The organism is Ilumatobacter sp., assembly GCF_046290335.1.
GTDB lineage: Bacteria > Actinomycetota > Acidimicrobiia > Acidimicrobiales > Ilumatobacteraceae > Ilumatobacter_A.
This window is the reverse complement of the sequence record NZ_JBKAGH010000009.1, coordinates 23,965-46,703: the sequence shown is the minus strand read 5'-3', so window position 1 is coordinate 46,703 and position 22,739 is coordinate 23,965. Positions and strand designations below refer to the sequence as shown.

20 protein-coding genes are annotated in these 22,739 nt (G+C 67.6%); 10 read left to right on the top strand and 10 right to left on the bottom strand.

The window, feature by feature from the left end:
- Positions 1-13 precede the first annotated feature (13 nt).
- From ACE37B_RS23000 to ACE37B_RS22980, 5 genes are all read right to left on the bottom strand, one after another.
- Positions 14-1,030, bottom strand: coding sequence for a sodium:calcium antiporter (locus ACE37B_RS23000; protein ID WP_409925691.1), 1,017 nt, complete (start codon positions 1,028-1,030; stop codon positions 14-16).
- 116 nt (positions 1,031-1,146) lie between these two features.
- On the bottom strand, positions 1,147-1,599 hold the full coding sequence (locus ACE37B_RS22995) for a hypothetical protein (protein WP_409925690.1): 453 nt from the start codon (positions 1,597-1,599) through the stop codon (positions 1,147-1,149).
- A 19-nt stretch (positions 1,600-1,618) separates the two neighbouring features.
- Positions 1,619-2,482, bottom strand: a complete 864-nt coding sequence (locus tag ACE37B_RS22990) for a hypothetical protein (protein WP_409925689.1) — start codon at positions 2,480-2,482, stop codon at positions 1,619-1,621.
- Positions 2,479-2,841 carry a DUF3592 domain-containing protein gene (locus ACE37B_RS22985; RefSeq protein WP_409925688.1) on the bottom strand — a complete coding sequence of 121 codons (363 nt, stop codon included), beginning with the start codon at positions 2,839-2,841 and terminating at the stop codon, positions 2,479-2,481. The genes ACE37B_RS22990 and ACE37B_RS22985 overlap by 4 nt, the downstream gene beginning before the upstream one ends.
- A complete protein-coding gene (locus ACE37B_RS22980) occupies positions 2,841-3,224 on the bottom strand; it encodes a hypothetical protein (protein ID WP_409925687.1) in 384 nt (127 codons plus the stop codon). The genes ACE37B_RS22985 and ACE37B_RS22980 overlap by 1 nt, the downstream gene beginning before the upstream one ends.
- A gap of 181 nt (positions 3,225-3,405) precedes the next feature.
- Between ACE37B_RS22980 and ACE37B_RS22975 the strand changes: the two genes are divergently transcribed.
- Both ACE37B_RS22975 and ACE37B_RS22970 read left to right on the top strand, forming a co-directional pair.
- Positions 3,406-6,018 (top strand): LuxR C-terminal-related transcriptional regulator, encoded by a 2,613-nt coding sequence (locus ACE37B_RS22975; protein WP_409925686.1) that lies wholly within the window; start codon positions 3,406-3,408, stop codon positions 6,016-6,018.
- 286 nt (positions 6,019-6,304) lie between these two features.
- The gene (locus ACE37B_RS22970; protein WP_409925685.1) at positions 6,305-9,067 is read left to right on the top strand and encodes a cation-translocating P-type ATPase; all 2,763 of its coding nucleotides are present in this window, start codon (positions 6,305-6,307) and stop codon (positions 9,065-9,067) included.
- Between the two features lie 71 nt (positions 9,068-9,138).
- On the opposite strand, the gene ACE37B_RS22965 is transcribed toward ACE37B_RS22970, so the two are convergent.
- A complete protein-coding gene (locus ACE37B_RS22965; RefSeq protein WP_409925684.1) occupies positions 9,139-9,759 on the bottom strand; it encodes a TetR/AcrR family transcriptional regulator in 621 nt (206 codons plus the stop codon).
- A 56-nt stretch (positions 9,760-9,815) separates the two neighbouring features.
- Between ACE37B_RS22965 and ACE37B_RS22960 the strand changes: the two genes are divergently transcribed.
- Positions 9,816-10,325, top strand: coding sequence for a hypothetical protein (locus ACE37B_RS22960; RefSeq protein ID WP_409925683.1), 510 nt, complete (start codon positions 9,816-9,818; stop codon positions 10,323-10,325).
- Between the two features lie 5 nt (positions 10,326-10,330).
- Here the strand turns inward: ACE37B_RS22960 and ACE37B_RS22955 are convergent, their stop codons facing one another.
- The 3 genes from ACE37B_RS22955 to ACE37B_RS22945 form a co-directional block, all read right to left on the bottom strand.
- Positions 10,331-11,977 carry a carotenoid oxygenase family protein gene (locus ACE37B_RS22955; RefSeq protein ID WP_409925682.1) on the bottom strand — a complete coding sequence of 549 codons (1,647 nt, stop codon included), beginning with the start codon at positions 11,975-11,977 and terminating at the stop codon, positions 10,331-10,333.
- Positions 11,978-12,092: 115 nt separating this feature from the next.
- Positions 12,093-12,776, bottom strand: a complete 684-nt coding sequence (locus ACE37B_RS22950) for a response regulator (RefSeq protein ID WP_409925681.1) — start codon at positions 12,774-12,776, stop codon at positions 12,093-12,095.
- On the bottom strand, positions 12,773-13,891 hold the full coding sequence (locus ACE37B_RS22945; RefSeq protein ID WP_409925680.1) for a sensor histidine kinase: 1,119 nt from the start codon (positions 13,889-13,891) through the stop codon (positions 12,773-12,775). Before ACE37B_RS22945 ends, ACE37B_RS22950 begins: the two co-directional genes overlap by 4 nt.
- Before the next feature lie 106 nt (positions 13,892-13,997).
- Here ACE37B_RS22945 and ACE37B_RS22940 point away from each other — a divergent pair, with 106 nt between their 5' ends.
- On the top strand, positions 13,998-15,776 hold the full coding sequence (locus tag ACE37B_RS22940; protein WP_409925679.1) for an alpha/beta hydrolase: 1,779 nt from the start codon (positions 13,998-14,000) through the stop codon (positions 15,774-15,776).
- 50 nt (positions 15,777-15,826) lie between these two features.
- Here the strand turns inward: ACE37B_RS22940 and ACE37B_RS22935 are convergent, their stop codons facing one another.
- Positions 15,827-17,434 carry an FAD-dependent oxidoreductase gene (locus ACE37B_RS22935; protein ID WP_409925678.1) on the bottom strand — a complete coding sequence of 536 codons (1,608 nt, stop codon included), beginning with the start codon at positions 17,432-17,434 and terminating at the stop codon, positions 15,827-15,829.
- An 88-nt stretch (positions 17,435-17,522) separates the two neighbouring features.
- On the opposite strand from ACE37B_RS22935, the gene ACE37B_RS22930 reads away from it, so the two are divergent.
- From ACE37B_RS22930 to ACE37B_RS22905, 6 genes are all read left to right on the top strand, one after another.
- Positions 17,523-18,092, top strand: coding sequence for a helix-turn-helix domain-containing protein (locus ACE37B_RS22930; RefSeq protein WP_409925677.1), 570 nt, complete (start codon positions 17,523-17,525; stop codon positions 18,090-18,092).
- A 61-nt stretch (positions 18,093-18,153) separates the two neighbouring features.
- Positions 18,154-20,157, top strand: a complete 2,004-nt coding sequence (locus ACE37B_RS22925; protein ID WP_409925676.1) for a hypothetical protein — start codon at positions 18,154-18,156, stop codon at positions 20,155-20,157.
- 127 nt (positions 20,158-20,284) lie between these two features.
- Positions 20,285-20,419: a hypothetical protein gene (locus ACE37B_RS22920; protein ID WP_409925675.1), complete on the top strand. Its 135-nt coding sequence runs from the start codon at positions 20,285-20,287 to the stop codon at positions 20,417-20,419.
- A 43-nt stretch (positions 20,420-20,462) separates the two neighbouring features.
- A complete protein-coding gene (locus ACE37B_RS22915; protein ID WP_409925674.1) occupies positions 20,463-21,659 on the top strand; it encodes an AAA family ATPase in 1,197 nt (398 codons plus the stop codon).
- Entirely contained in the window at positions 21,656-22,261 is a 606-nt protein-coding gene (locus ACE37B_RS22910; protein ID WP_409925673.1) for a DUF4276 family protein, read from the top strand. Before ACE37B_RS22915 ends, ACE37B_RS22910 begins: the two co-directional genes overlap by 4 nt.
- A gap of 228 nt (positions 22,262-22,489) precedes the next feature.
- Positions 22,490-22,654: a type I restriction endonuclease subunit R, EcoR124 family gene (locus tag ACE37B_RS22905; RefSeq protein ID WP_409925787.1), complete on the top strand. Its 165-nt coding sequence runs from the start codon at positions 22,490-22,492 to the stop codon at positions 22,652-22,654.
- Positions 22,655-22,739: the final 85 nt, after the last annotated feature.

Sequence of the window (22,739 nt, the reverse complement as noted above, 5' to 3'; positions counted from 1 at the left end):
CGCTCAGTCTTCGTCACGTGGCGAGCGCGACCGCGGTGATCGCACCGGCGTACGCGACGAGCAGCACGATGCTGTCCGGCTCCAAGCGCTGCGCTCGGTTGGCCTGGCCGCTCGTGATGCTCGCGAGCGCCAGGGCCATCAGCAGCACGGCACCGCTGCCTGCCACCAGGTGGACGTCCTCGACCGACGACAAGATCGGCCCCGGTCGATAGGCGATGTCGACGAGGAAGATCATCGCCATGTTCGCGACGTTGCTCCCGAGCAGGTTGCCGACGGCGAGATCGAACGAGCCCATCTTCACCGCGGCCAACGACGTCGCCAGCTCGGGGAGCGAGGTCGCCGTCGCGAGCAAGGTCACGCCGAGAAAGCCCTGGCTGATACCGCTGCGGTGACCGACCTCCTCGGTCGTGAGCGCGAGGGCCGGGGCAGCGATCGCCAGCACCAGCGCCGCACCGGCGAACCGTCGCATCAGCGGCCCCGTGCCCGCCCACCGGTCGCCGAACCGCTGCGGATGTCGGAACGGGGTCGGTGTCGGAACCACGGCGCCGATGGGCGGCACCCGTCGGAACCAGGCGAGCGCAGCGACGTACCCGGCGGCCAACATGATCGAAGTGACCCCGACGCCAGCGATGTCGATGCTGCTCGGCATCGCGATCCCGAGCATCGCGAGCGAGGTGAGCCCGATCGCCACCGCAGCGACGCGAGCGTGACCCAACTCGACCACGGGCAGAAGTTGCCCGCGGAAGCGCAGATCGACGATGGCGAGGATCGCCATGTTCGCCATGCTCGATCCGAACAGGTCGCCGATCGCGAGATCGGGCGCGTCCGACAACGCCGCCGCGATGTCGGTGCCGAGTTCGGGGAGCGAGGTGGCGATCGCCACGAACAGTGCGCCGACGAAGAGCCGTCCGAGCCCGGTGCGTTCGGCGATCTCGTCGCCGACGCGCGCCAACAGGGTGCCGACGATCACGATGATGACGAGCGACGCCACGAGCACAGCGAGCAACGTGGCGATGTGGAGTTCGGCCATGGCCATCTCCACATGTACAGGCCTGCCCGCTCTCGTCCAGAGCCATTCGACCCAGCGAGCGACCCAGCGAGCGACAGAGTGGGTCTGACCCACTCTGTCGCCGGGGGAGGAGTGGGTCAGCTGCGGGCGGCGTCGAGGAACTCGTACAGCGCGGCCAGGCCGTCCTTCTGGCCGCTGGAGGTCAGCGCGTCCTGCACCAGCGTGCCGCCCATCACCTCGAGCTTGTACTTCTTGCCGCGAGCACTGAAGCGCAGTTGCGTGCCGCGCTCTTCGGCGTTGAGTGCCAAGAAACCCGCGACGCCGGGTTTGCGGTCGAACAGCGTGTCGATCTCGAGATCATCGGGACGCAGCAACAACGCGGGTTCGTCGGTCGGTTTCCATCGCTTGTTCAGCGGCAGGATGATGAGGTGGTGTTCGGTCACGCCCACACCGAGAAACTTGACCGAGAACGCGCTCTGCATGCTTGCGTGCACGGCCCCGATGAGGGTCTCGTTTGCCGGGGAAGCGTCCTCCACCGCTTCGTAGATCTTTCGGTGTGCGTCTTCTTGCTTGTTTGCCCAGACTCCCATTGGTGGTCTGCCCTTCTTGTCAGTGGTAGGTGGTTGCGTTGACCCGGATCCATCGGCGGACCGCGTTGGCGGCGCCGACCTCTGGTTCGGGTTCGGTGGTCGTCGGCCGTCGGCGTGGCTCGTACGCCAAGGTCAGCCGGCGGTGTCGACCGTCGACGGTCGTGATCTCGATCACGTCGTCGTGGTGCGAGAGAGAGCGTCGGGTCGCACCGGTCCGGTCGAGACTGCGAACCGACGCGCTGGTCAGTGTCGGAGGTGAGATGAGGGCCACGTCGTCTCGCAGGAGCCCGTCGGCGTTGATCGGAGCGACGATCAGCGTCCGACGCGTCGCCACGATCGCAACGGGCCGCTTCCAGGTTCGACGATGTTCGATCCCCATCGACCGCGCTTCCAGTGGTTCGCCGCGCGGCGCGAGTCGCTCGACCTCGTCGAACAACTCCGGCAGCGTCTGGCCTGACACCGACACCCAGGAATCCGGCCGGCCGGTTGCGATCTCACTGAGCTCCTTGGAGGTGTGGTGGCCGGTCGACACGCACACGATCTGTCCGATCATCCAGGCCACGAACGTGACGACGAAGCCGCCGACGCTCAGCGCCAACACCGCGATCGAACCGACGAGCAGGTCGGTGGTGTCGTCGGTGAAGAAGCGGATCAAGACCCCGGTCGACCAAGCAGTCCAGGCCCCACACCACGCCACGCCGATCATGGCGAATTCGCGTCCGAACACACCCCACAGCACGCTGCAGGCCATCGCCGCCGAGAACGCGATGGCGACGATGCCGACATCCACGGCGCCGATCTCGGTCGGGCGCATCGTCAGCGCAATGCTGGTGACGACGGCGGTCGCTGCGCCGACGCCGAATGCGACGGCGATCTGTTTCACACGCGGACTGCGGTGGACGGATCGGTGGGGTCGTAGCGAACCGTGATCTTGACGCCCGGCGCGATACCTGCGAGTTGGCCGTGCCCGATGCTCACGATGCTGCCTGGCCACGGCACCTGGCCGTCGGGTGCGATCAAGATGTCGACGTCGACCACGGGTTGGTAGTTGATCATCGCTCCCGAGTCCCGGACCGCGACGACTGTTGCCGGCGCGGCGATGCCCTCGGTCATGACCCGTTGCTGTGTGGCGACCTGCCGCATCTGGGCGGTCGCAGCGCGCATCTGCGCAGCGGGGTCGAAGCCTGCCGACGCATCCTTCGCCGCCTTCTTCATCTCGCGGATGTCCTTCATGAAGCCCATCAGCCGACGCCTCGCCAGAGCGCGTTGAAGCGCATCGCCGCGTTCGTGTCGCTCACGAACCGCGCGTTCCATCCGCGCACCGCTGCATCCCAATCGCTCGCGCCCACTCCGTGTTCGGCCGCGATCGCGGCGACGCCTGCGAGGTCCGTGACGCCGCGCTCGGTTCCGGTCCGGCAGATCTCCGCGTAGCGCGCCAACGAGACGTCGTTGATCGTCTCGTCGTCGAGCGATGAGGCGCCGGCTCCTGTTGCACCCGTCGCTGCCGCCGACGCTGTCTGAGCTTGGCGCTGCATCGACTCCTGCATCTCCTTGGCGCTGCGAATGAGCTCCGGGGCTTCCGCGACGCTCTCCTTCATCTGCTTGATCTGCTTGAACAGTCCCATCGTTGTCTCCCGTTGGCGTCGTGGTGTGCTGGTCACCGTGCTCGTCATGCTGATCGAACTCGTTGACCCCGATGCGACCGATCCTGGAGCAGGCGGATCCCCGCGTCGTGAGTAGCGACTACTCAGAATGTGGTGACGAAACGGTCGGCATCACCGCGACTCGGCTGCGTAGTGTTCGGTCGTGGACTCGGGGCCGTGGCCGTTCGTCGGACGCGACGAGGTGGTCGATGCGTGTCGACGCGATCTCGATCGCGATCGAAGCGTGCTCATCGCCGGCCCGGGAGGCGTCGGAAAGACCCGTGTCGCTCGAGAACTCGCCGATCACTATGAAGCGACCCGGACCGTCGTGCGCGTGGTGGCATCGCTGACGACGGGTGCCTCGATGTTCCACGGCTTGGACCTGAACCAGCCGGTGCTGCTGGTGATCGACGACATTCAGATGCTCGACGCCGACATCGCGTCGGTGCTGGCGACGATGGTCGTCTCGAAGGATCTGGTCGTGCTTGCCACGATGCGGACCGAACCGGGCCCCTCGTTGCGTGAGGTACCCGCGCCTGTCACGGTGTTGTGGAAAGACGATCACATCGCGCGAATCGACGTCGGACCGCTCGAGCGGAACGCACAGGACGAACTCGTGACCTCCGTGCTCCCCGGTCGGGTCGATCGGACGGCGCTGCGCCGGCTCTGGGGACTGACGAAGGGTTCGCCGCTGTTCGTGAGCGAGCTGCTTCGTTCGTCGGTGGCCGATGGTGCCCTCGAGCACCGAGACGGCACGTGGTACCTGGTTGCCGATCCGCATTCGAACCGACTGGACGAGTTGATCGCCTCGCGGGTCGACGACCTCGTCGCCGAGCAGCGTCATGTGGTCGATCCGGTTGCAGTGGGCGAACCGCTGCCGTTCGTCCTGCTCCGTGACGCAGTGTCCGCCGCTGAGTTGGACGCCGCCGAGCGCAGCGGACTGATCGAGGTCGTGGCGGATTCGATGCGACGCGACGTCCGGATGGCTCATCCCATGTTCGGCGACGTCGCGCGACGTCGGATGACGGCGTCTCGTTCGTCGCTGCTGCACCGCGAACTCCTCTCGATGATCGAGCGGACCCCGTTGCGTCGCCGCGACGACATCGTGCGCGCCTCGACGTGGCAGTTGCGCGCGGGTGGAACCCCGGTCACCGACGACATGGTGCTCGCAGCTCGGCGTGCGCTCTACGACCGCGACGAGTGGCTGGCGATCGAGTTGGCGTCGCACGCGATGAGCTCGCGTCGAGTCGATGCCGCGATCGTGGTCTGTCAGGCGTTCGTCGGTCTCGGCCAACCCGAACGCGCGGCGCGGCTCCTCGCCGAACTCGGTGGCGAGACGTCCGACGCCGACCGCGCCATGCTCGGGATCCAGCGCGCCGTGACCTCGTTCTGGGCGCTCGGCGATGCGTCGACCGCGGACCGTCAGCTGCGCGACGCGGAGCTGGAGGTACCCGCTGGAGCATGGCGCGACGAGATCAGGTCCGAGCGTGCGGTCATCGCTGCGATGCGTGGGCGCCTGTCGGAAGCGCTCGATCTCAGCGACGATCTGATCGACGAGACGCGTCCGATCCGGGTCTACGTCACGGCGGCGATCGCTGCGGGGGTCGCTCGGGCACTCGACGGTCGAAGCGAGGACGCGATGGCGCTCGCGGCTCGGGCGTTCGAACTCGGTTCGGCGGTGACCTCCGAGTTGGGGATGTCCGACCCGGGGATTCATCTCGTCGCCCAGGCGTTGGCGTCGAGCGAGGCGGGAGAGCTGACGGCGTCCGAGGAGCTCGCTCGGCTCGCGCATGCCGTCAGCGTCGAGCAGGGGCATCGCAACGGTCAGGCGTACTGCTCGCTCGTGCTGGGCCGAACCCTGTTGCTCCGCGGTCGGGCAGCAGAGGCGGCAACGTTCTTCGCCGAGTCGGCAGCGACCTTCGGGTGGCTGCACTCGCGGGGCCCGCAGCGTTGGGCGTTGGCGGGCGCACTTCAGGCGAGCGCTCTGTCGGGAGCGGTCGGCGAGGCGGAACGCTGGTGGGAGGACCTGTGTCGGCTCGGGGATCATCCGGCGCAGATGATGGGAATCGAGGTCGAGCGTGCGGGTGCCTGGCTGCTGGCCGCGCGTCGCGACGTGGACGGCGCCATCTCCCGTCTCGGGCGGATCGCCGAGGATGCGTTCGACGTCGGAGCGGTGTCGTTGGGCGGTGCGGTCGCGCACGATGTCGTTCGACTCGGTGGTGTCTGGAGGCAGAGCGACGTGATCGAGCGGCTCGGCGCGGCGCAGGGTCGCTTGGCACCGGCTCGGGCGATGGCGCTCGAGGCGGCCCGCTCCGACGATCCGCTCGGCTTCGAGACGGCCGGAGAGCACTTCGCAGCGATCGGTGCGGACCTCTTCGCCTGCGAGGCGTTCCAACGTTCCTCGACGCTGTCGGCGCGCCGCGGGCTCACTCGCGACGCCGCGAGAGCTCGACGGCGCGCAGCCGAAGCGTTCCGGCGAACCGGCGAGGAATGGTTCTGCTCCTTGGCGTTGGCGCCCGAGTCGGCGGGTGGTTCGGTTGACGGCGTCGTCCTCACGCACCGCGAGAGCGCCATCGCGCAACGCGCTGCGCAGGGCCGTTCGAATCGCGACATCGCCGACGAGTTGGGGGTGTCGGTTCGCACGGTCGAGAATCACCTCCAGCGCGTGTATGAGAAGTTCGGGGTGACCGGCCGCCGCGACTTGGCGGGCGTCGATCTCAGACAACCTCGTGATCGCCGACGCCGCGAGGCAGCGCGACTGGCGAGCCCGGCCTGAAAGTCGCGAGCGACAGAGTGGGTCAGACCCACTCTGTCGTGGGGCGGTGGTGTGGATGGGTGGCGGTATCGTGTGAAGCACTGAAGGGGAGTACCCCACGAGACCGGTCGTCATCACGCTCGCAAGAGCCGGCGCGGTTAGCTCGCTCAGCGGGCGGGAAGACCTTCAGCGAACGTCGATGCGTGCGCTGAAAGGACCCCAACGTGTACGAACACCCCCGTCGATCCGCCACCTCGGTGGATCGAGTCACCTTCCCCGACGGACCGCGTCGACGATCATGAGTGCCGTGACGACGACGCCCGCGCACGATCCCCGCGTGACCTCGGTCGAGTGGCATCGATTGACCAGCTCCGAAGCTCTCGACGAGTTGCAGGTCGATCGCGGCGGCCTCGATGCGCAGCAGGCCGGGCGTCGACTCGACGAGTACGGGTCGAACGAGTTGGTCGACACTGGTTCGACGAGCCCGTGGCGACTGATCTGGGAGCAGATCTCCGCCGTGATGGTGCTGATCCTGATCGCCGCTGCGCTGCTGTCACTCGTCCTCGGCAAGTTTCTCGAGGCGGGAGCGATCGGCGCAATCGTCGTGTTGTTCACGCTCCTCGGCTTCTATCAGGAGTACCGAGCCGAACAGGCGATCGCCGCGCTGCGCAAGATGGCGGTGCCGATCGTGCGCGTCGTGCGCGGCGGTCGCACCACGGAGGTGCCAGCGGGCGATCTCGTCCCGGGTGACATCGTCCAACTCGACGCCGGCGCGATCGTGCCAGCCGATCTGCGCCTCATCGACGCCGCCAACCTGCGGATCGAAGAGGCGGCTCTCACCGGCGAGTCCGAGCCCACCGACAAGGTGACCGAGGCGATCGACCGCGACCGACTCGCGCTCGGCGACCGCGTCTGCATGGCCTACAGCGGTACCCAGGTGACCGCAGGTCGGGGTGTCGGGGTCGTCGTCGCCACCGGGATGCGGACCGAGTTGGGCAAGATCGCCACGCTCATCCAAGGGGTCACCTCGGACGAGACCCCGCTGCAGGCGCGTCTCGACCGCGTCGGCAAACAGCTCGCATTGATCGGGCTTGTCGTCGCTGGATTGGTCGTGGTGATGGGAGCCCTCGGTGGTGAGTCGGCGGCCGACCTCGTCCTGACAGCGATCAGTGTGGCCGTCGCCGTGATCCCCGAAGGTCTCCCTGCCGTCGTGACGTTCACGCTGGCGATCGGTTCGCAGCGGATGCTGCGTCGCAACGCACTGATCCGCAAGTTGCCTGCTGTCGAGACGCTCGGTTCGGTGACCGTGATCTGTTCGGACAAGACCGGCACGCTCACGCAGAACAAGATGACGGTGACCATGATCGACGTCGCCGATTGCGAAGTCGTCGTCGAATCGGGAGCGTCGTTCGGTCTCGATGACCTGCCCGAGTCGGCGCGAGCGCTCCTCGGCTCGATCGTGTTGTGCAACGACGGTGACGCCACAGTTGACCACGAGGGAGCGCTGGAGTTGATCGGCGACCCGACCGAGACGGCGTTGCTGCGCCTGGCGCACGACCTCGGCATCGACCTCGATGCGTTCCGTTCGCAGTTCCCGCGCATCGCCGAGAACCCGTTCGACTCGGGTCGAAAGCGCATGAGCACCGTGCACGCAGCGCTCGGCGACACGTCACCGCTGTTCGCTGCGCTACCGAACGATCGTCCGGTCTCGTTCGTCAAGGGAGCGATCGACGGCCTGATCCAACACACGCGGCATGTGTGGTCGGCCGACGGCCCGGTCGAGGCCGACGACGCCTTGCGCCGACGTCTGCTCGATGCCAACGATCGCCTCGCCGCCAATGGCCGTCGTGTCCTCGGTGTCGCCTACCGGGCACATGACGCTTCACTGTCGTCGCCCGAACTGGCTGCCGAGGCCGAGAGCGAGCTCGTCATGATCGGCCTGGTCGGCATCATCGACCCGCCGCGTACCGAGGTCCGCGACGCTGTCGACGTGTGCCGGCAGGCTGGTATCCGGCCGGTGATGATCACCGGTGACCATCCGCTGACGGCCAAGGCGATCGCAACCGAACTCGGTATTGCGGCCGACGATCAGGTGCTCACCGGTGTCGATCTCGATCAGCTCACCGACGACGAGTTCCAGAGCGCGGCCACCACCGTGTCCGTCTTCGCCCGGGTGTCACCCGAGCACAAGCTCCGCATCGTCGACGCACTGCAACAGCAGGGCCATGTCGTCGCGATGACCGGCGACGGCGTCAACGACGCACCGGCCCTCAAGCGCGCTGACATCGGTGTCGCGATGGGGATCACCGGAACGGACGTCTCGAAGGAAGCGTCCGACATGGTGCTGCGCGACGACAACTTCGCGACGATCGTGTCAGCGGTCGAGGAAGGCCGGGTGATCTACGACAATCTGCGACGCTTCGTCAGCTTCGCCGTCGCCGGCAACCTCGGAAAGATCATCGTCATGCTGGCCTGGCCGATTCCGTTCCTGATCGCTGGCGGCGAGGTCGAATCGGCGATCGCATTGCTGCCGCTGCAACTGTTGTGGCTGAACTTGATGACCGACGGGTTGCTCGGCTTGTCGATGGGTGTCGAGCCGGCCGAACGCGGGGTGATGCGACGGCCGCCGCATCGACCTGGCGCCAGTCTGTGGGCCGACGGGCTCGGTCGGACGACCGTGTGGATCGGCGTGCTGATCGGCGCGGTGTCGCTCGCGATCGGGTTCGCCTACGAGGCCGCCGATCGGATCGAGTGGCAGACGATGATCTTCACCACGCTGGCGTTCATGCAGGTTGCTCAAGCGCTCGGTACGCGCTCGTCCACCGAGTCGCTGCGTGCGATCGGGCTTCGCACCAACCCGGTGATGCTCGGCATCGCGTCGCTCGTCGTCGCGTTCCAACTGGCTGCCCTCTACACGCCGCTGCGCGACTTCCTCGATCTGGAGTCGCTCGGCGCCGTCGACCTCGCCATCTGCGTCGCCGCTGCCGTCGGGCTGCTCGTCGTGCTCGAAGCCGTCAAGGCTCGGCGACGTCGCCGGAGCAGTCGGTCGGCTCCGCTCGTCGTGACCTGACCGGCCATCGTGTTCTGGCGGGCCGAGAAGAGCTGTTCGGCCGTCGTGTTGTGGCGGGCCGAAGCAGGATGTCAGCCGATGCCGATGCCGTGCAGGGTCAGCTCGACGAGTTCGTTCGTAGCGGCCTTTCGGCGTCGGCCGGGCGGTGCGGCGAGGACGACCTGATGCACGGCGGCGTCGACCGACGCGAACGCGAGACGCGCTCGCAGGAGCGGGTCGTCACCGCCGAGTCCGGTGCGTTCGAGGTGCCAGACCAACTCGGCGACCACGACGTCGACGAAGCGGTCGAACCGTTCGGTGAGTGCCGGGGTTCTCGGGCACTCGCTGAACAGCAATGCGTGCAATCGTGACGTGTCGTTGAGTTCGACGGTGAGGTCGACGAGTGAGCGCACGGTGTCGGCGATCGGAGGCTGGCGTTCACGCAGCAGCGCGAGGCGTTCGCCGAAGCGCAGCGCAGCGTCTTCGATGTGTCGTTCCGCGAGCGCGACGAGCAACGCGTCCTTGTTCGGGAAGTACTGGTACAGCGATCCGATCGACACGCCGGCCTCCTCGGCGACGTGATTGGTCGTCGTGCCGCGGTATCCGCGTTCGTCGAAGATGCGAGCAGCGGCCGCCACGATGCGGTCGACCGTCTCGGTGGATCGTCGCTGGGTGGGGTGTTTTCTGGGTTCGGCCGAGGCGCGTCGAGGCATGTGCGGGGTACGGAAAGCGAGTTGCGAAGAATGTGAGCTTTACTCAGAATATCGCCATGACGAAGCGCATCGCGACCACCGGCCGAATCGTTCGGCGCACCACCGACCTCGACGCGCCAGCGGAGGTGATCTGGGCGGCAGCACAGACCCCGCAGGCGTTCCGGTACGTGACGCGAGGACTCCTCGACTGGCGACCATTGCGCGGCCAGACCGATCCGTGGCGTCAAGGCGACGAGGCGACGGGATGGTTGCTGCTGTTCGGTGTGGTGCCGTTCTCGAAGCACCGCATCCGTGTCGCCGAGATCGACCCGGCGACACGGACGTTGCGATCCGAGGAGTCCGGCGGAGCGATCCGGTCGTGGTGCCACGACATCGTGGTCGAGGAGATCGACGCCGATCGATGTCGCTACACCGATGAGATCCGTCTCGATGCGGGCCCGCTCACGCTCGCCGTCACGGCGTTCGCGTGGGTGTTCTACGGGGAGCGGCAGCGGCGTTGGCGCAGGCTCGCACCGGCGCTCGCAGGCGCAGAGCGCGTTCGTGCCGACACGGCGTCGGCCACGTAGGTCGCTCAGGCGTTCGGGCTCCAGCTCGAGTGGAAACCGAACGGCACGCGTTCGGGGAGGTGCACTGTCGCGACCGGACCGTCGGCGATCGCGTGTGCGTCGAACACGACCACGTCGGACGTGTTCGTCTCGGATCGGAACACGACCATCAGCAACCAGCCGCCGCCCTCGTCGGGACGGTCGGGGTCGGCGACGAACAGCGGCTCGGCGCCGATGTCGGATCCGGGCAGCTGATACGTCGCCGAGGTCTGCGAGGAGCCGTCGGCGCCGTACTGCAGCAACGCCGATGACGTCGGCGCGCTGAACTCGCCGCCGAGGCTGACGGCCCACGACATCGTGTTCGGCCGTCCGCTCGTCCGTCGGTCGATCATCGGGAACTCACTGGTGCGATCGTCGAGTGGTCCTTCGGTGATCGTCCCGGCGTCGAGGTCGACGACGTAGCGATACGGCACCGAGGACGGGAAGGTGTCGACCGATCGCTCGACCCAGAGTTCGTCGTAGCGGATGACGTCGTACGTGATGATGGGACCGTTCTGATGTGCGTTGATCGTGTGGAACACGAAGCAGGGTTCGATGTCGAACCACCGCGTCGTGTCGGTCGTGGCCGAGCGATCGATCACGCCGAGCCGACACCGATGGGACCGGTCGAAGCGGTAGGGCAGTCCGGGTTCGGCGGGATCGAACTGGACGGCGAGGTCGAGGAACAGCGCGGACTGCTCGGTGATCGCGAAGTCGTGGACCATCGCGGGCGAGCCGATGCCGATCGGCAGGGAGCGCTGCAGGTTGCCGGAGGCGTCGGCCACCATGTACGTGAGATACGGCTCGCGGAAGTCGTAGCCGAAGAAGAACATCTCGCCGGTCACCGGATCGATCTTGGGATGAGCGGTCATGTTCGTCGTCAGCTGGGCTCCGTAGTCGAAGGGGCCGACCGTGGAGAGATCGTCGAGGTCGAGTTCGTACGGAAAGCCCAGTTCGCCGAGCGAGAGGAGTCGTCCGGCGTGGAACACACTGCTGACGTTGGAGTACGAGACCGGACCGCCTGGGACGCCCGCGTCGCCGTCGAGCAGGTACGGGGTCTCGACGTGACGTCGCCGGTACCACTCTGCGTTGCCGTCACCGAGACGCAGCCCGTGCACCATCCCGTTGCCGACGAACCAGTGCAACGACTCGCCGGCCGGATTCGAACCGTTGCGCACCCAGGTTCCCGTGAGCGCAGCCGGGAGACGTCCGGTCACGCTCAGGTTGGTCGCTTCGAGGTCGCCGACGACCGGACCGAAGTTGCCGTCCATCCACCAGAGGTCGCTCGACGGCAGCGCCGCGATGGCGCGAGCGGCGCTGGTCGGTGGCGCGCTGGTGATCGGTGGCACGGTCGTCGCAACGGTCGTGGTCGAACTCGACGGCGTCGTCGTGCCGGGTCGAGCGGTTGACGAGGGTCCGCCGGTCGTCGACGGAGCGGCACCGTCGTCGCTGGCACAACCGGCGAGGAACGCTGCGCCGAGCGCCGCCGACTTGATGAACATGCGGCGATTGGTGCGCTGCACCAGGCGATCCGCGAGCGACGCTCGCCCGGCAGCGGTCACGGTGTCTTGCACGGTGTCTTGCATGGTGTCTGGCATGGTGTCTGGCATGGCGTCTGGCACGGTCTCGGGCATGGCGTCGAACGTACGGATCGACGGGCCCGGGGTCGCCCGACCGGGGGACCGACTTGGGCTCCTCCCGTGGTGGGAGACGCGACCGGACTCCGGGCCGAGCACTCCGAGGCTCGGCTCAGTCGCGTTTGGGCGAGACGATGCCGCGGTCGAACGCGTAGACGATCGCCGCGGCGCGGTCGCGCACGCCGAGCTTCATGAAGATCGAGCTGATGTGGCTCTTGACGGTCGATTCGCCGACGTAGAGCTGCTCGGCGATCTCGGCATTGGACGCTGCGCTCGCGATGAGGACCAGCACGTCGAGTTCCCGTGGGGTGAGTTCCTCGACCACCTGCGCGCCGCGCTGACGAGGAATGACCACCCGCCGGTACTGCTCGAGCAGCTCGGGGAGCAGCAATGGATCGATCCAGGACCCACCCCGCGCCGTGGCGCGGACCGCGTCGATGAGCGACTCGGGAGATGAACTCTTCAGCGCGAACCCGCTGGCGCCGGCGTCGAGCGCGTCGACGAGGATCTCGTTCTCCCCGAACGTGGTCAGCACCAGCACGGGTGGCCCGCTGGCCGCGACGATGCGCCGGGTTGCTTCGATGCCGTCGACCACCGGCATCCGAACGTCCATCACGATCACCTCGCAACGAGTCGTCGCCAGTAACTCGATCGCCTGGCCGCCGTGGTCGGCTTCGGCCACGACCTCGAACCCCTCGTGCGGCGCGAGGAACAGGCGAAGCCCGGCTCGGATCAACGGTTGGTCGTCGACGAGGAGCAGGCGCACCCGGTGATCGGACGACGAAGTCGTCGTCATCGAACGGCCTGGAGTCCGCGTGCCGGGACGTCGAGCAGCACGGTCCAACTGTTGCCGCGTTGGTCGACGTCGAGGGAGCCTCCGATCGCGTGCACCCGCTCGCTCATGCCGGCCAGCCCGTGGCCGGTCAACACCTTCGGTGGCGTCGTGGTTCCGGGCCGGGTCGGATTGACGACGCGCAACACGGCGCGATCGCCGACCTCGACCTCGCAGGTGATCGGACCGTCGGCGGCGTGCTTGGCCGCGTTGGTGAGGGCCTCTCTGGCGACGCTGTAGATGACGACGGCGACCGCGGCGTCGACGTCGTCGAGATCGCCCGTCGAGGAGTACGTGATGTCGAGGCCGGCCTGGCGCATTCCGTCGACCAGTCCGTGCAGTGCCCCGAGGTCACCGACGGGGGTGTAGGAATCGTCGGTCGACCTCAGCAACGCCAGTGAGGCGCGCAGGTCGTCCATGCCGCGTCGGCCGACGTCCTCGGCCTGGCGCAGCGCCGCCTCGGCGCCCGCCGGATCGGTGCGCATGACGTGGCGGGCCCCGGCGAGATGCAGCAGCACGACGCTGAAGGAGTGCCCGACGATGTCGTGAAGATCGCGAGCGATGCGATGGCGCTCGTCGGCGGCGGCGGCGGTGGCCAGATTCGCTTGAGCCTCTCGCATCGTGGTGATGAGCCGCCGCTGTTGGCCGACGATCGTGCCGAGCGTGGCCGACAGCAAGAGTCCCATCGTCCAGATCCCGAAGATCGCGCCGTCGTACTCGACCGTGCCGGTCAGGCGCAGCCACAACGGTCCGCCGACGACGAACGCGATCGGGACGAATTCGACCTGGCGCCGTCGATCGATGGCTGCGGTCACGAGCGCGACGCAGCCGATCAACCAGGTCGCGCTGGCGGGCTGGTTCTCGATCGCCTCCGCGACCATGATCGGGACGGTCGTGGTGACCAGCAGCAGCCACAGCGGCATCGTCTGCCAGGCGGCGCGCACGATCAGCGGTGCGGTGGCCAACACGATGACGGGCCAGCTTCCCTCGGTCGACGCGAGGATCGCCACGGCGCACGCCCCGACGCCCAGCAGCACGCCGATCAACGCAGATTCGATCTGAGGCGAATTCGGCCGCACGGCTCGACTCTAGAAGTGTGCGACGCGCCTGTATTCCCCCCGTGGGCGGAACTTGCTGGCGTCGAGTCGCGGCCGAGCTGGCGTCGCCGCTGGATAGATTTCCGCCATGTCACGCTCTTGCCGGAAATCCCGGGTCACGGCGGCGTTCGTCGTGGGGTGCCTCGTCGTGTCGTCGTGCTCGTCGTCGGGCGAGTCGATCGACAGCGGCCCTGGCACCGGACCTGCATCGACCGACGATGTCCCCGACGGCTCGGGTGATGACGGCTCGGGTGATGCCGGCTCGCTGCTCGACTGGTCGCCCTGCGACGACGGTACCGGCGGCATGGTGTCGCTGGAGTGCGCGACGTTGGTCGTGCCACGTGATCACGGCGATCCCGCCGGTGCGACCCTCGACATCGCCGTCGCTCGTGTCGTGGCGTCTGGCGCCGACGAGGAACGGATCGGCTCGCTCGTCTTCAACCCCGGCGGTCCCGGTGGATCCGGCATCGAGTCGTTGCCGTTCATCGCGCTGACGATGTCGCCGGACCTGCGCGACCGGTTCGACCTCGTGTCGTTCGACCCTCGTGGTGTCGGCGCGAGCACGGCGCTCGAGTGTGACCTCGCGTTCGACGACACCGTGACGCTGCTGGAGGAAGGTGACGACGCCGGATGGCAGGAGTTGCTGGAGTCGGGCGAGGCCGATCTCGCCGACTGCTCCGACGACACCACCGAACTCGCCGACGTCGTGGGTACCAACAACGCGGCGCGTGATCTCGACGTGCTGCGAGCGGCCCTCGGTGACGACGGACTCAGCTACGTCGGCTACTCGTACGGCACCCGGCTCGGCGCGACCTACGCCGAGCTGTTCCCCGCCAACGTGCGGGCGCTGGTGCTCGACGGTGCGGTGAAGCCGACGTCCGATCTCGCCGAGCTGAACATCGAGCAGGGAGAAGGCTTCGATCGGGCGTTGGAGAACTTCGCAGCAGCGTGTGATGCCGACGAGGACTGCCTGCTGCGGGAGATCGGCCCGACGCTGGAGGTACTCGCGGGTCTGGAGGCCGAGATCGCCGAGGAAGGCTCGTTCCCGACCAGCGATCCCGATCGCGTCCTCACGCCCGGCGAACTGAGTCTCGGTGTCGCGGCCGCGCTCTACAGCGTCGACTCCTGGCCGTTCCTGGCGCAGGCGCTCTATCTCGCCGAAGTCCAGCAAGACGGTTCGCTGCTGCAGACGCTCGGTGATTCGTTGCTCGGCCGAGACGTCGACGGCACGTACGACAACTCGCAGGTCGCCAACGGTTTCATCAACTGTGCCGACGATCCGTCGCGGCCGACGGCAGACGAGCAGCGCGAACTCGCAGCGGAGGCCGCCGAGCGATCTGCCTACTTCTCGGAGTTCCTCCGCGCCGACACCGGGTGTATCGGCATCCCGGCGGCCACCGACCCGCTCGTCCTCGGTCCGGCGACCGACGCCCCGCCCATCGTCGTCGTCGGCACGACCGGCGACCCGGCGACCCCGTACGGATGGGCGGTCGAACTCGCCGACTTCCTCGACACCGGCGTGCTCTACACCGTCGACGGCGAAGGCCACACCGCATACGGCTCGATCGCGTGCGCTTCCGAGGTGCTCGACGCCTACCTGATCGACCTGACCGTGCCCGAGGAGGGTGCGTCGTGTTCGGCCGACGCGACAGTGGACTACTTCGAGCCCGTCGGTGAGTCCGAGGTCGAGCAGGCACTCGCGTTCTTCGACTGCCTGCGCGACGAGGGGGTCGAGATCCCCGAGGTCACGACGTCCGACGTGCTCGCCGATCCGACGCTCGAGACGGTGCTCGGCGACCTCGACCTCGGCGACCCCGCCTTCCTCGGTGCGCTCGAAGGCTGCTCGGCCTTGCTCCCCGAGCTGTAGTGGTCCGGTCACCGGGCCGGCACACGTGAATCCGATGCGCCAGGTGCGGATCAGTCCGCCAGGCGTCGGGCGCGCAGGATGACGTCGTCGACGTGGTGCGACGCCGCGGTGTGACCGGTCGGCCGTGGTCGAGTCTCGTGAACGTCGACGTGCCAGTCGCTCGACGACGCGATCGTTGCCGCGACGTCGTCGACGCGGACGTAGGCGTCGGGATCGAACGGTCGGCTGTGCTCGGCGGTGTCGACGGGGCGTCGCACCGGCTCGAGATCGTGGCCGACGACCAGCAGCGTGCCTCCGGGCGCGACCGCGGCGAGCAGATTGGCGATCCCTCGATCGTCGTGGGTGCGGGGGATCGATGCGTAGTGCGCGGTGACGAGATCGAATCGCTCGCCGTCGAACGGATCGGGATCGTTCGCGTCGGCCCGGGATCCCGTGACCGCCAAGCCGCGCTCGGCCGCGATCGCGTCGATCCGATCGACGGCGCGCTGCGAGATGTCGTTCGCGGTCACCGTCCAGCCGTTCTCGGCCAGCCACACCGCGTCGCCGCCTTCGCCGGCCCCGACATCGAGCGCCGTGCCGGGTGTCGTGCCGGTCCGCTCGGCGACCAGGGAACCGTTCGGGTTGCCGCTCCAGATCGGCGTGTGGCCGTAGCGGTGATCCCAGTCGGTCTGGCTCGCCGTGGCGATCCGTGCCGCCTCGGACGAACGGGCGCGGAGCGCCAGGTCGTCGCGGGCCAGGTCCACGCCGATCATCGCGCCGATCCAACTGCCGTTGGCTGCGGCGTGGAGCACCTGCTGGCTCGGGTCGACGACGTTGCCGGCGGCGTAGACCCCGTCGACGGAGGTCGCGCCGGTCGGACTCGTCTCGATCGTCTGGCCGAGCCCACTCGGATGGTCGCCGAGCGCGACGCCGAGGCCGTCGAGTGCGTCGACGCGAGGACGGAACCGAGTGCCGACGACGACCGCGTCGGCGTCGATGCGCGCTCCGCCGTCGAGCTCGAGGGCGACCACGCAACCGTCGTCGGCGACCACGCGCCGTGCCCGTGCGTCGATCACCCGCACGCCCGACGCGCGCAACGCCTCGACCTCGGCATCGTGCGAGCGGACGACGTCGTGGAGGACGAGCGTGAGTCGATCGCTGAGTCGCGCGAACAGCACGGCCGGGTGCAGGTGCATCGGATGGCTGACGATCTGCACGAGCCGTCGATCACGCACCTCGTAGCCGTGACAGAACGGGCAGTGGATGACGCCGCGGCCCCAGTGCTCGGCGAGGCCGTCCACGTCCGGCAGTTCGTCGACGATGCCGGTCGCCACCAGGACGCGACGAGCCTGCACCGCGTGGTGTCCGGTCAGCGTGAGCCGAAACTGCCCGTCCTCGAGGCGGGCGACGTGGGTGACGCGGCCGGCGAGTACTTCGGTGCCGTAGCGACGGACGTCATCGCGTGCGATGGCGGCGAAGTCGGATGGGGCGATGCCGTCGTGCCCGAGGTAGCCGTGCATGTGGTCGGCAGGCGCGTTGCGAGGCGTGCCGGCATCGATCACGATGACCGATCGGCGCAGGCGGCCGAGTTGCAGGGCAGCGGCGAGCCCGGCGGCCGAACCGCCGATGACGGCGACGTCACAGTGTCGTTCGATGGTGCGGATCTTGTGATCACTCATCCTCCGCACGCTAGGGTCGATCCCGCAAACCGCAGTGTAGTTTGCAGTATTCGCAAGACTGACCGGGGTCGGTAGGAAGGTGAGACCGATGAACGAGCCCCGCTCCGACATCGAGCACGTGGTCCGAGCACGGCTGCGCAGCCTGCGTCGATCGCTCGGGTTGTCGCTCGACGATCTGGCGGCACAGGCGAACCTCGGTGCCTCGACCATCAGCCGCATCGAGACGGGCAATCGAACGATCAGCCTCGACGTGCTGGTACCGCTCGCTCGCGCCCTGCACGTCGACCTCGATGCGCTGCTCGACGTCGACGCCGACGACGACGTCGTGATCCGCCCGGTTGCGAATCCGATGGCGGACGGCATCACGACCTGGATGCTGAGTCGTTCGACCGGCAACACGATCGCGATGAAGATGCGCATCGAGCCGAACGATCGCGAGCCGGAACAGAGCGTCCATCCCGGCCACGACTGGTTCTTCGTCCTCGACGGTCGGATTCGTCTCCTGCTCGGCGAGCGAGCGCTGATCGTCGAGACGGGCGAGGCCGCCGAGTTCGCGACGATGACGCCGCACGCCATCATGGCGATCGACGGGCCCGCCGAGGTCGTGATGATCTTCGACCGCGACGGGCATCGGGCCCACGTCCACGGTGCTGCGTGAACGCAGCGTCCGCCGGACGACGAGCTGTGACGACCGCGGACTGTGTGCGATGATCGGGCGAGTGCGACTCCGGTTCGAAGACCACGACGAGGCCGACGAGCAAGCGTTCGCCGGTACTCGGGAAGCGCTGCTCGACGAGGTCTACGAAGCCCTGCAGGCCGACGGGCGCAGCGAGTCCGACGCGGACGAGATCGCCGGTTCGATCGGTGTGCTGCTCGACTGGCGGTTCAACTACTCCGATGGTCGTCTCGACGACTGGCACCTCCACGACCTCACCGAGTTCCTGCTCGACTGGCTGCCCCGAAAATACTCGGCGCCCCCGGAAGAAGGCGGGTTCATGTGCGCTGCCGTCGCGGAGTTCTTCGTCCACATGGGTGCCCGCCAACGCCTGGTCGGAGGTGCCGATCGTGCCGCAGCGCTGGTGGCTCTCGCCCATGAACTGCTCGACGTCGTCGTCGAGGCGATGGGCGATCCGGCCAACTTCGGCATGGCCAAGTCGATGTTCGCGCTGCCGCTTGCCGGTGCCGACGGGAATCCGCTCGCTGACATCGCCGCGATGGTCGAGGCAGGCATGGATCTCGACGGGCCCGAGATGCGGGCGTTGATCGAGGAGCGAATGGAGGCGTTCAACGCGCTGCCGTTCGATGATCGCAAGGCGGTCACCGACCGGTCGTTCGCGCCGCCGCCGACGCCACGCATCGCGCTCCCCGTGGTCGACATCGCTCCGACCGACGCCGAGATCGAGATCAGCATCGGTGCGTCACGTCTGATCTCGATGATCGACCGGCTCGTCGAGCACGTCGGTGCCGCGGGCATCGCCGTCACCCAGGCCGGCAATCTGCGCCTTGCCGACGCTCGTGAGCTGGTCGACCTGCTCGACACCGGTGACGAAGTCGAACGGCACCTCCCGTGGCGGGATGAGCCGGAGACGGCTCGCAGCTCGACGGATCTGCCGGTGCTCACCCACGTGGCCGACGTCGCCGAAGCGGCCGGGGCGTTCATCAGGCTGAAGACCAAGCTCAAGGTCGATCCGCAGTGGACTGCGACCCCGCTCGTGGAGCGAGCCGTCCGTGTGGTCGACGCCTTGCTCGACATCGGACCCGTGTCGTCCACGGCCCGGTTCGAGTTCGCGTGGGAGCTCGCCACGCTGCTCGAAGACGGCGTTCCGCACTGGCTCGTGATGGGGATCCCCGCCGAGGCCCGCGTCGACGTCGCCGACGTGATCGACCAGACCGTTGCCGTGGTCGACGACTCGCTCGTCGTGCCCCCGCTCTTGCTCGCCGACGCCGATCACCGCCGCCGCTACCTCGCCCGCGAGGTGCATGCGATCTTCGACGCGCTCCATGACGCCGGTGTCGTCGAATGGGGAGGTCGAGACAGCGAGTTCGACGAGTACGGTCGAGCCCACGACGTCGTCGGATGGTTTCGCCTCACCCCGCTCGGCCGGCTCACGATGATCGGTCGCATGCGAGACGCGGGCTACGACTTCCCGACCCTTGCCGATCTCGGCGACGCCACCGCCGACGATCTGGTCAACGCCATCGCTACGACCGACGTCGACCCAGCCGAACTCGTCGGGCGTTGGCGCAGCGACACCCCCGTTGCGGAACGCGCCGCCGCACTCGCCGAGTTCGCGATGCGCGCCGAGGAGCCGACGCAGCGCCTGACGGCAGCGAGCCTCTTCGGCGAACTCGAACCCGTGGAGGACGTCGGTCCCGTGGTCCGCCAACTCCTCGACTCGCCGATTGCCGGGTACGCCGCGATGTACCTGCTCGAACACGACCTCGCCACGCCCGACGAGATGGACGGCTTCATGGGAGTCGCCCCACTCGTCGACCTGCTGTCGACGTTGCTCGACGAGCCCAACGCGCTCGCTGAGCTGTTCGCCGAGGCGACCGGGCCAGCGGGCGCCGACCTGCTCGAGGAGATCTGGCGCCACGACCAACCCGAGACCGCAGAGATCCTCGACGCGCTCGGTGCTCACCTCGACGACAAGCGTCTCGCCAAGAGCGCCCGCAAGGCAGCGATCCGCCATCGCAGCTGGCTTGCCAACCTCGTCCGCTGATTCCTGATCCTGTCGGCGTGGTCCGGACCGGGTGCTGCGGGGCCAGCGCCTACCCGGTCGCCGACGTGTTGCCGTACTCTTGGCGCGATCCGGATGAAAACGAGGGAGCGGAATGAATGAACACCGGATGGTGCCGATCCTCGACGCCTTCAATGGGTGGGTCAACCACCCCTCGATCGGGCTTTCCGCCGAACTCGAAGCCAGGCGCAAGCAGTACGAGTATTGCCGCGACCGGCTGCTGTCGTTCGAGGAGGCGGCGTGAACCGATCCGACGAAGGGGTCGCCGTGCCACACTGGAACCTGCCATGACCCCACCGCAGATCCCGCGCATCGAACGCCTCAAGGTCCACAACTATCGCGCGCTTCGTGATGTGTCCTTCACCCAGCTGACGCCGCTCACGGTGTTGACAGGGCCGAACGGGAGCGGCAAGTCGACGGTGTTCGACGTCTTCGCCTTCCTTTCCGAGGCCTTCACCGAGGGGCTACGGCCCGCCCTCGAAGCCCGCAACCGCCTCGCGGAGCTCCGCAGCCGCGGCAGCGACGGACCGGTCACGATCGAGATCACGTACCGCGATGTCGACAACGTGCTGATCACGTACCACCTGGCGATCTCCGAAGGCAGCGCGGGGCGCCCCATCGTCGAGCGCGAATGGCTGCGGGTGTCGCGCCAGCGGCGCGGTTATCCACCCCACTTCCTCGACTTCAGCAACGGAGCGGGCACCGTCATGGACGAACCCGACTCGATCGACACCCGCCAGCACGAGCAGCTCAAGAGCGCCGATCTGCTCGCTGTCAGTGCGCTCGGGCAGCTCGAACGTCACCCGCGCATCAGCTCGCTGCGCTCCTTCATCACCGGCTGGTACCTGTCGTACGTCGCCGCTGACAGCACCCGGGCCACCCCGATCTCCGGGCCGACCGAACACCTGTCGCGCAGCGGTGACAACCTCCCCAACGTGGTGCAGTACCTCGTCGAAGAGCGCCCGGACACCTGGGACCAGATCCGTCGGGTCCTCGCCGATCGCGTTCCGCAGCTGCAAACCATCGAAGCCGAGACGCTCAGCGACAATCGGTTGCTGCTCAGGTTGCGCGACGCTCCCTTCGCCGAGCCGATCATCAGCAGGTTCGTGTCCGATGGCACCCTCAAGCTGCTCGCCTACCTCACCGTCCTCTACGACCCGACACCGGCGCCCTTCATCGGACTGGAAGAGCCGGAGAACCAGCTGCACCCGCGCCTGCTTCCGCTGCTTGCCGAGGAATGCAGGATGGCCACCGAAGCGTCACAGATGCTGGTCACCACTCACTCTCCGGAATTCTTGAGCGAACTGCGCCCCGACGAGGTGCGCGTCTTGTACCGCGACCACACCGGTTACACGCAGACCACACGAGTGGCCGATATGGAGAGCGTGATGCCCCACGTCGCAGCTGGCGCAAACCTCGGTGCGCTGTGGCGTCAGGGCTACTTCGCCAACGCCGACCCGCTCGCAGGAGCAGCACCCGGATGATCCATCTGGAAGTGCTCGTCGAGGAGCGCTCCGCAGAACCGGTCGTCAGACGGATTGCGAACGACGTGTTGCCCGCGGGCGCCACCGTCGAGGTCCGAGTGTTCGACGGAAAACAGGATCTGCTCGCCAGCCTCGACGAACGACTCCGTGGCTACCGCTATTGGGGTCTGGACGGACTCCGAGTGCTCGTGCTCATCGACCGAGACGACGATGACTGTCAGGGTCTCAAACAGCGACTCGAAGCAGCTGCGCACGGCGCAGGCCTCACCACCCGCTCGACGGCGGTCGACGGGTGGTTTCACGTGTGCAACCGGATCGCGATCGAAGAACTCGAAGCGTGGTTCCTCGGCGACGAAGCCGCCCTGCAAGCGGAGTTCCCACGGCTCGCGTCCTTTGCGAACAAACAGAAGTTCCGTGACCCCGATGCGGTCCCGGGAGCCTGGGAAGCGCTCGAGAAGCTCCTGCAGCTGCGCGGCTACTACCGCTCCGGGCTCCGCAAGGTCGACCTCGCGACCAGAATCGCGCCGCACCTCCACCTCGACAACAACCGCTCGGCGAGCTTCAACGCATTTGTCGGCGGAGTGCGGAGTCTCGTTTCGTGAATCGCCGCAGCATGTCCCATGCGCCGTACTGGGGCGCTCCGGGTGACTGATCCAGGAGTACTCGCGGACCAACCGGATCCTAAACTCGGTCAAATCGTTCGGGAACATCGTCAGCTTCCGCGACCTCGGTGAGGAGACCAACGACGCAATCGCGCTGTTCGGCAACAAGGACGCCCGCGGGATCGTGCTCCTCGAGCCATTCGCCGAGCATTGCGACGAGTGCGCCCGATGCTCGTCGAGCAGTTCCGCGACGCACAGAGCGAAGGCGACGACAAAGGGATCCGCGCCGTCATCGAGCAGACAGTGGACTCGAGCCCGTCGTTGCGCAACGAGCGCGACGTCATCGAAGAGTTCGTCGAGCCGCTGTCGGCCACGAAACGTGCGTCAGCGTGAAATGCCGCTGCATTCATGTCACCTCGGGCCGCCTTCGGTCGTGCACGCTGCAGGATTCGAGCCGGTGTGGGCCGTTCACTACGTT

What these genes read in the sequence shown, in the direction of transcription:
- ACE37B_RS23000 (WP_409925691.1), bottom strand. Translation starts at nt 1,030, where the DNA reads ATGGCCGAACTCCACATCGCCACGTTGCTCGCTGTGCTCGTGGCGTCG.
- ACE37B_RS22995 (WP_409925690.1), bottom strand. Translation starts at nt 1,599, where the DNA reads ATGGGAGTCTGGGCAAACAAGCAAGAAGACGCACACCGAAAGATCTAC.
- ACE37B_RS22985 (WP_409925688.1), bottom strand. Translation starts at nt 2,841, where the DNA reads ATGGGCTTCATGAAGGACATCCGCGAGATGAAGAAGGCGGCGAAGGAT.
- ACE37B_RS22980 (WP_409925687.1), bottom strand. Translation starts at nt 3,224, where the DNA reads ATGGGACTGTTCAAGCAGATCAAGCAGATGAAGGAGAGCGTCGCGGAA.
- ACE37B_RS22965 (WP_409925684.1), bottom strand. Translation starts at nt 9,759, where the DNA reads ATGCCTCGACGCGCCTCGGCCGAACCCAGAAAACACCCCACCCAGCGA.
- ACE37B_RS22960 (WP_409925683.1), top strand. Translation starts at nt 9,816, where the DNA reads ATGACGAAGCGCATCGCGACCACCGGCCGAATCGTTCGGCGCACCACC.
- ACE37B_RS22955 (WP_409925682.1), bottom strand. Translation starts at nt 11,977, where the DNA reads ATGCCCGAGACCGTGCCAGACGCCATGCCAGACACCATGCCAGACACC.
- ACE37B_RS22950 (WP_409925681.1), bottom strand. Translation starts at nt 12,776, where the DNA reads ATGACGACGACTTCGTCGTCCGATCACCGGGTGCGCCTGCTCCTCGTC.
- ACE37B_RS22940 (WP_409925679.1), top strand. Translation starts at nt 13,998, where the DNA reads ATGTCACGCTCTTGCCGGAAATCCCGGGTCACGGCGGCGTTCGTCGTG.
- ACE37B_RS22935 (WP_409925678.1), bottom strand. Translation starts at nt 17,434, where the DNA reads ATGAGTGATCACAAGATCCGCACCATCGAACGACACTGTGACGTCGCC.
- ACE37B_RS22930 (WP_409925677.1), top strand. Translation starts at nt 17,523, where the DNA reads ATGAACGAGCCCCGCTCCGACATCGAGCACGTGGTCCGAGCACGGCTG.
- ACE37B_RS22920 (WP_409925675.1), top strand. Translation starts at nt 20,285, where the DNA reads ATGGTGCCGATCCTCGACGCCTTCAATGGGTGGGTCAACCACCCCTCG.
- ACE37B_RS22915 (WP_409925674.1), top strand. Translation starts at nt 20,463, where the DNA reads ATGACCCCACCGCAGATCCCGCGCATCGAACGCCTCAAGGTCCACAAC.
- ACE37B_RS22910 (WP_409925673.1), top strand. Translation starts at nt 21,656, where the DNA reads ATGATCCATCTGGAAGTGCTCGTCGAGGAGCGCTCCGCAGAACCGGTC.
- ACE37B_RS22905 (WP_409925787.1), top strand. Translation starts at nt 22,490, where the DNA reads ATGCTCGTCGAGCAGTTCCGCGACGCACAGAGCGAAGGCGACGACAAA.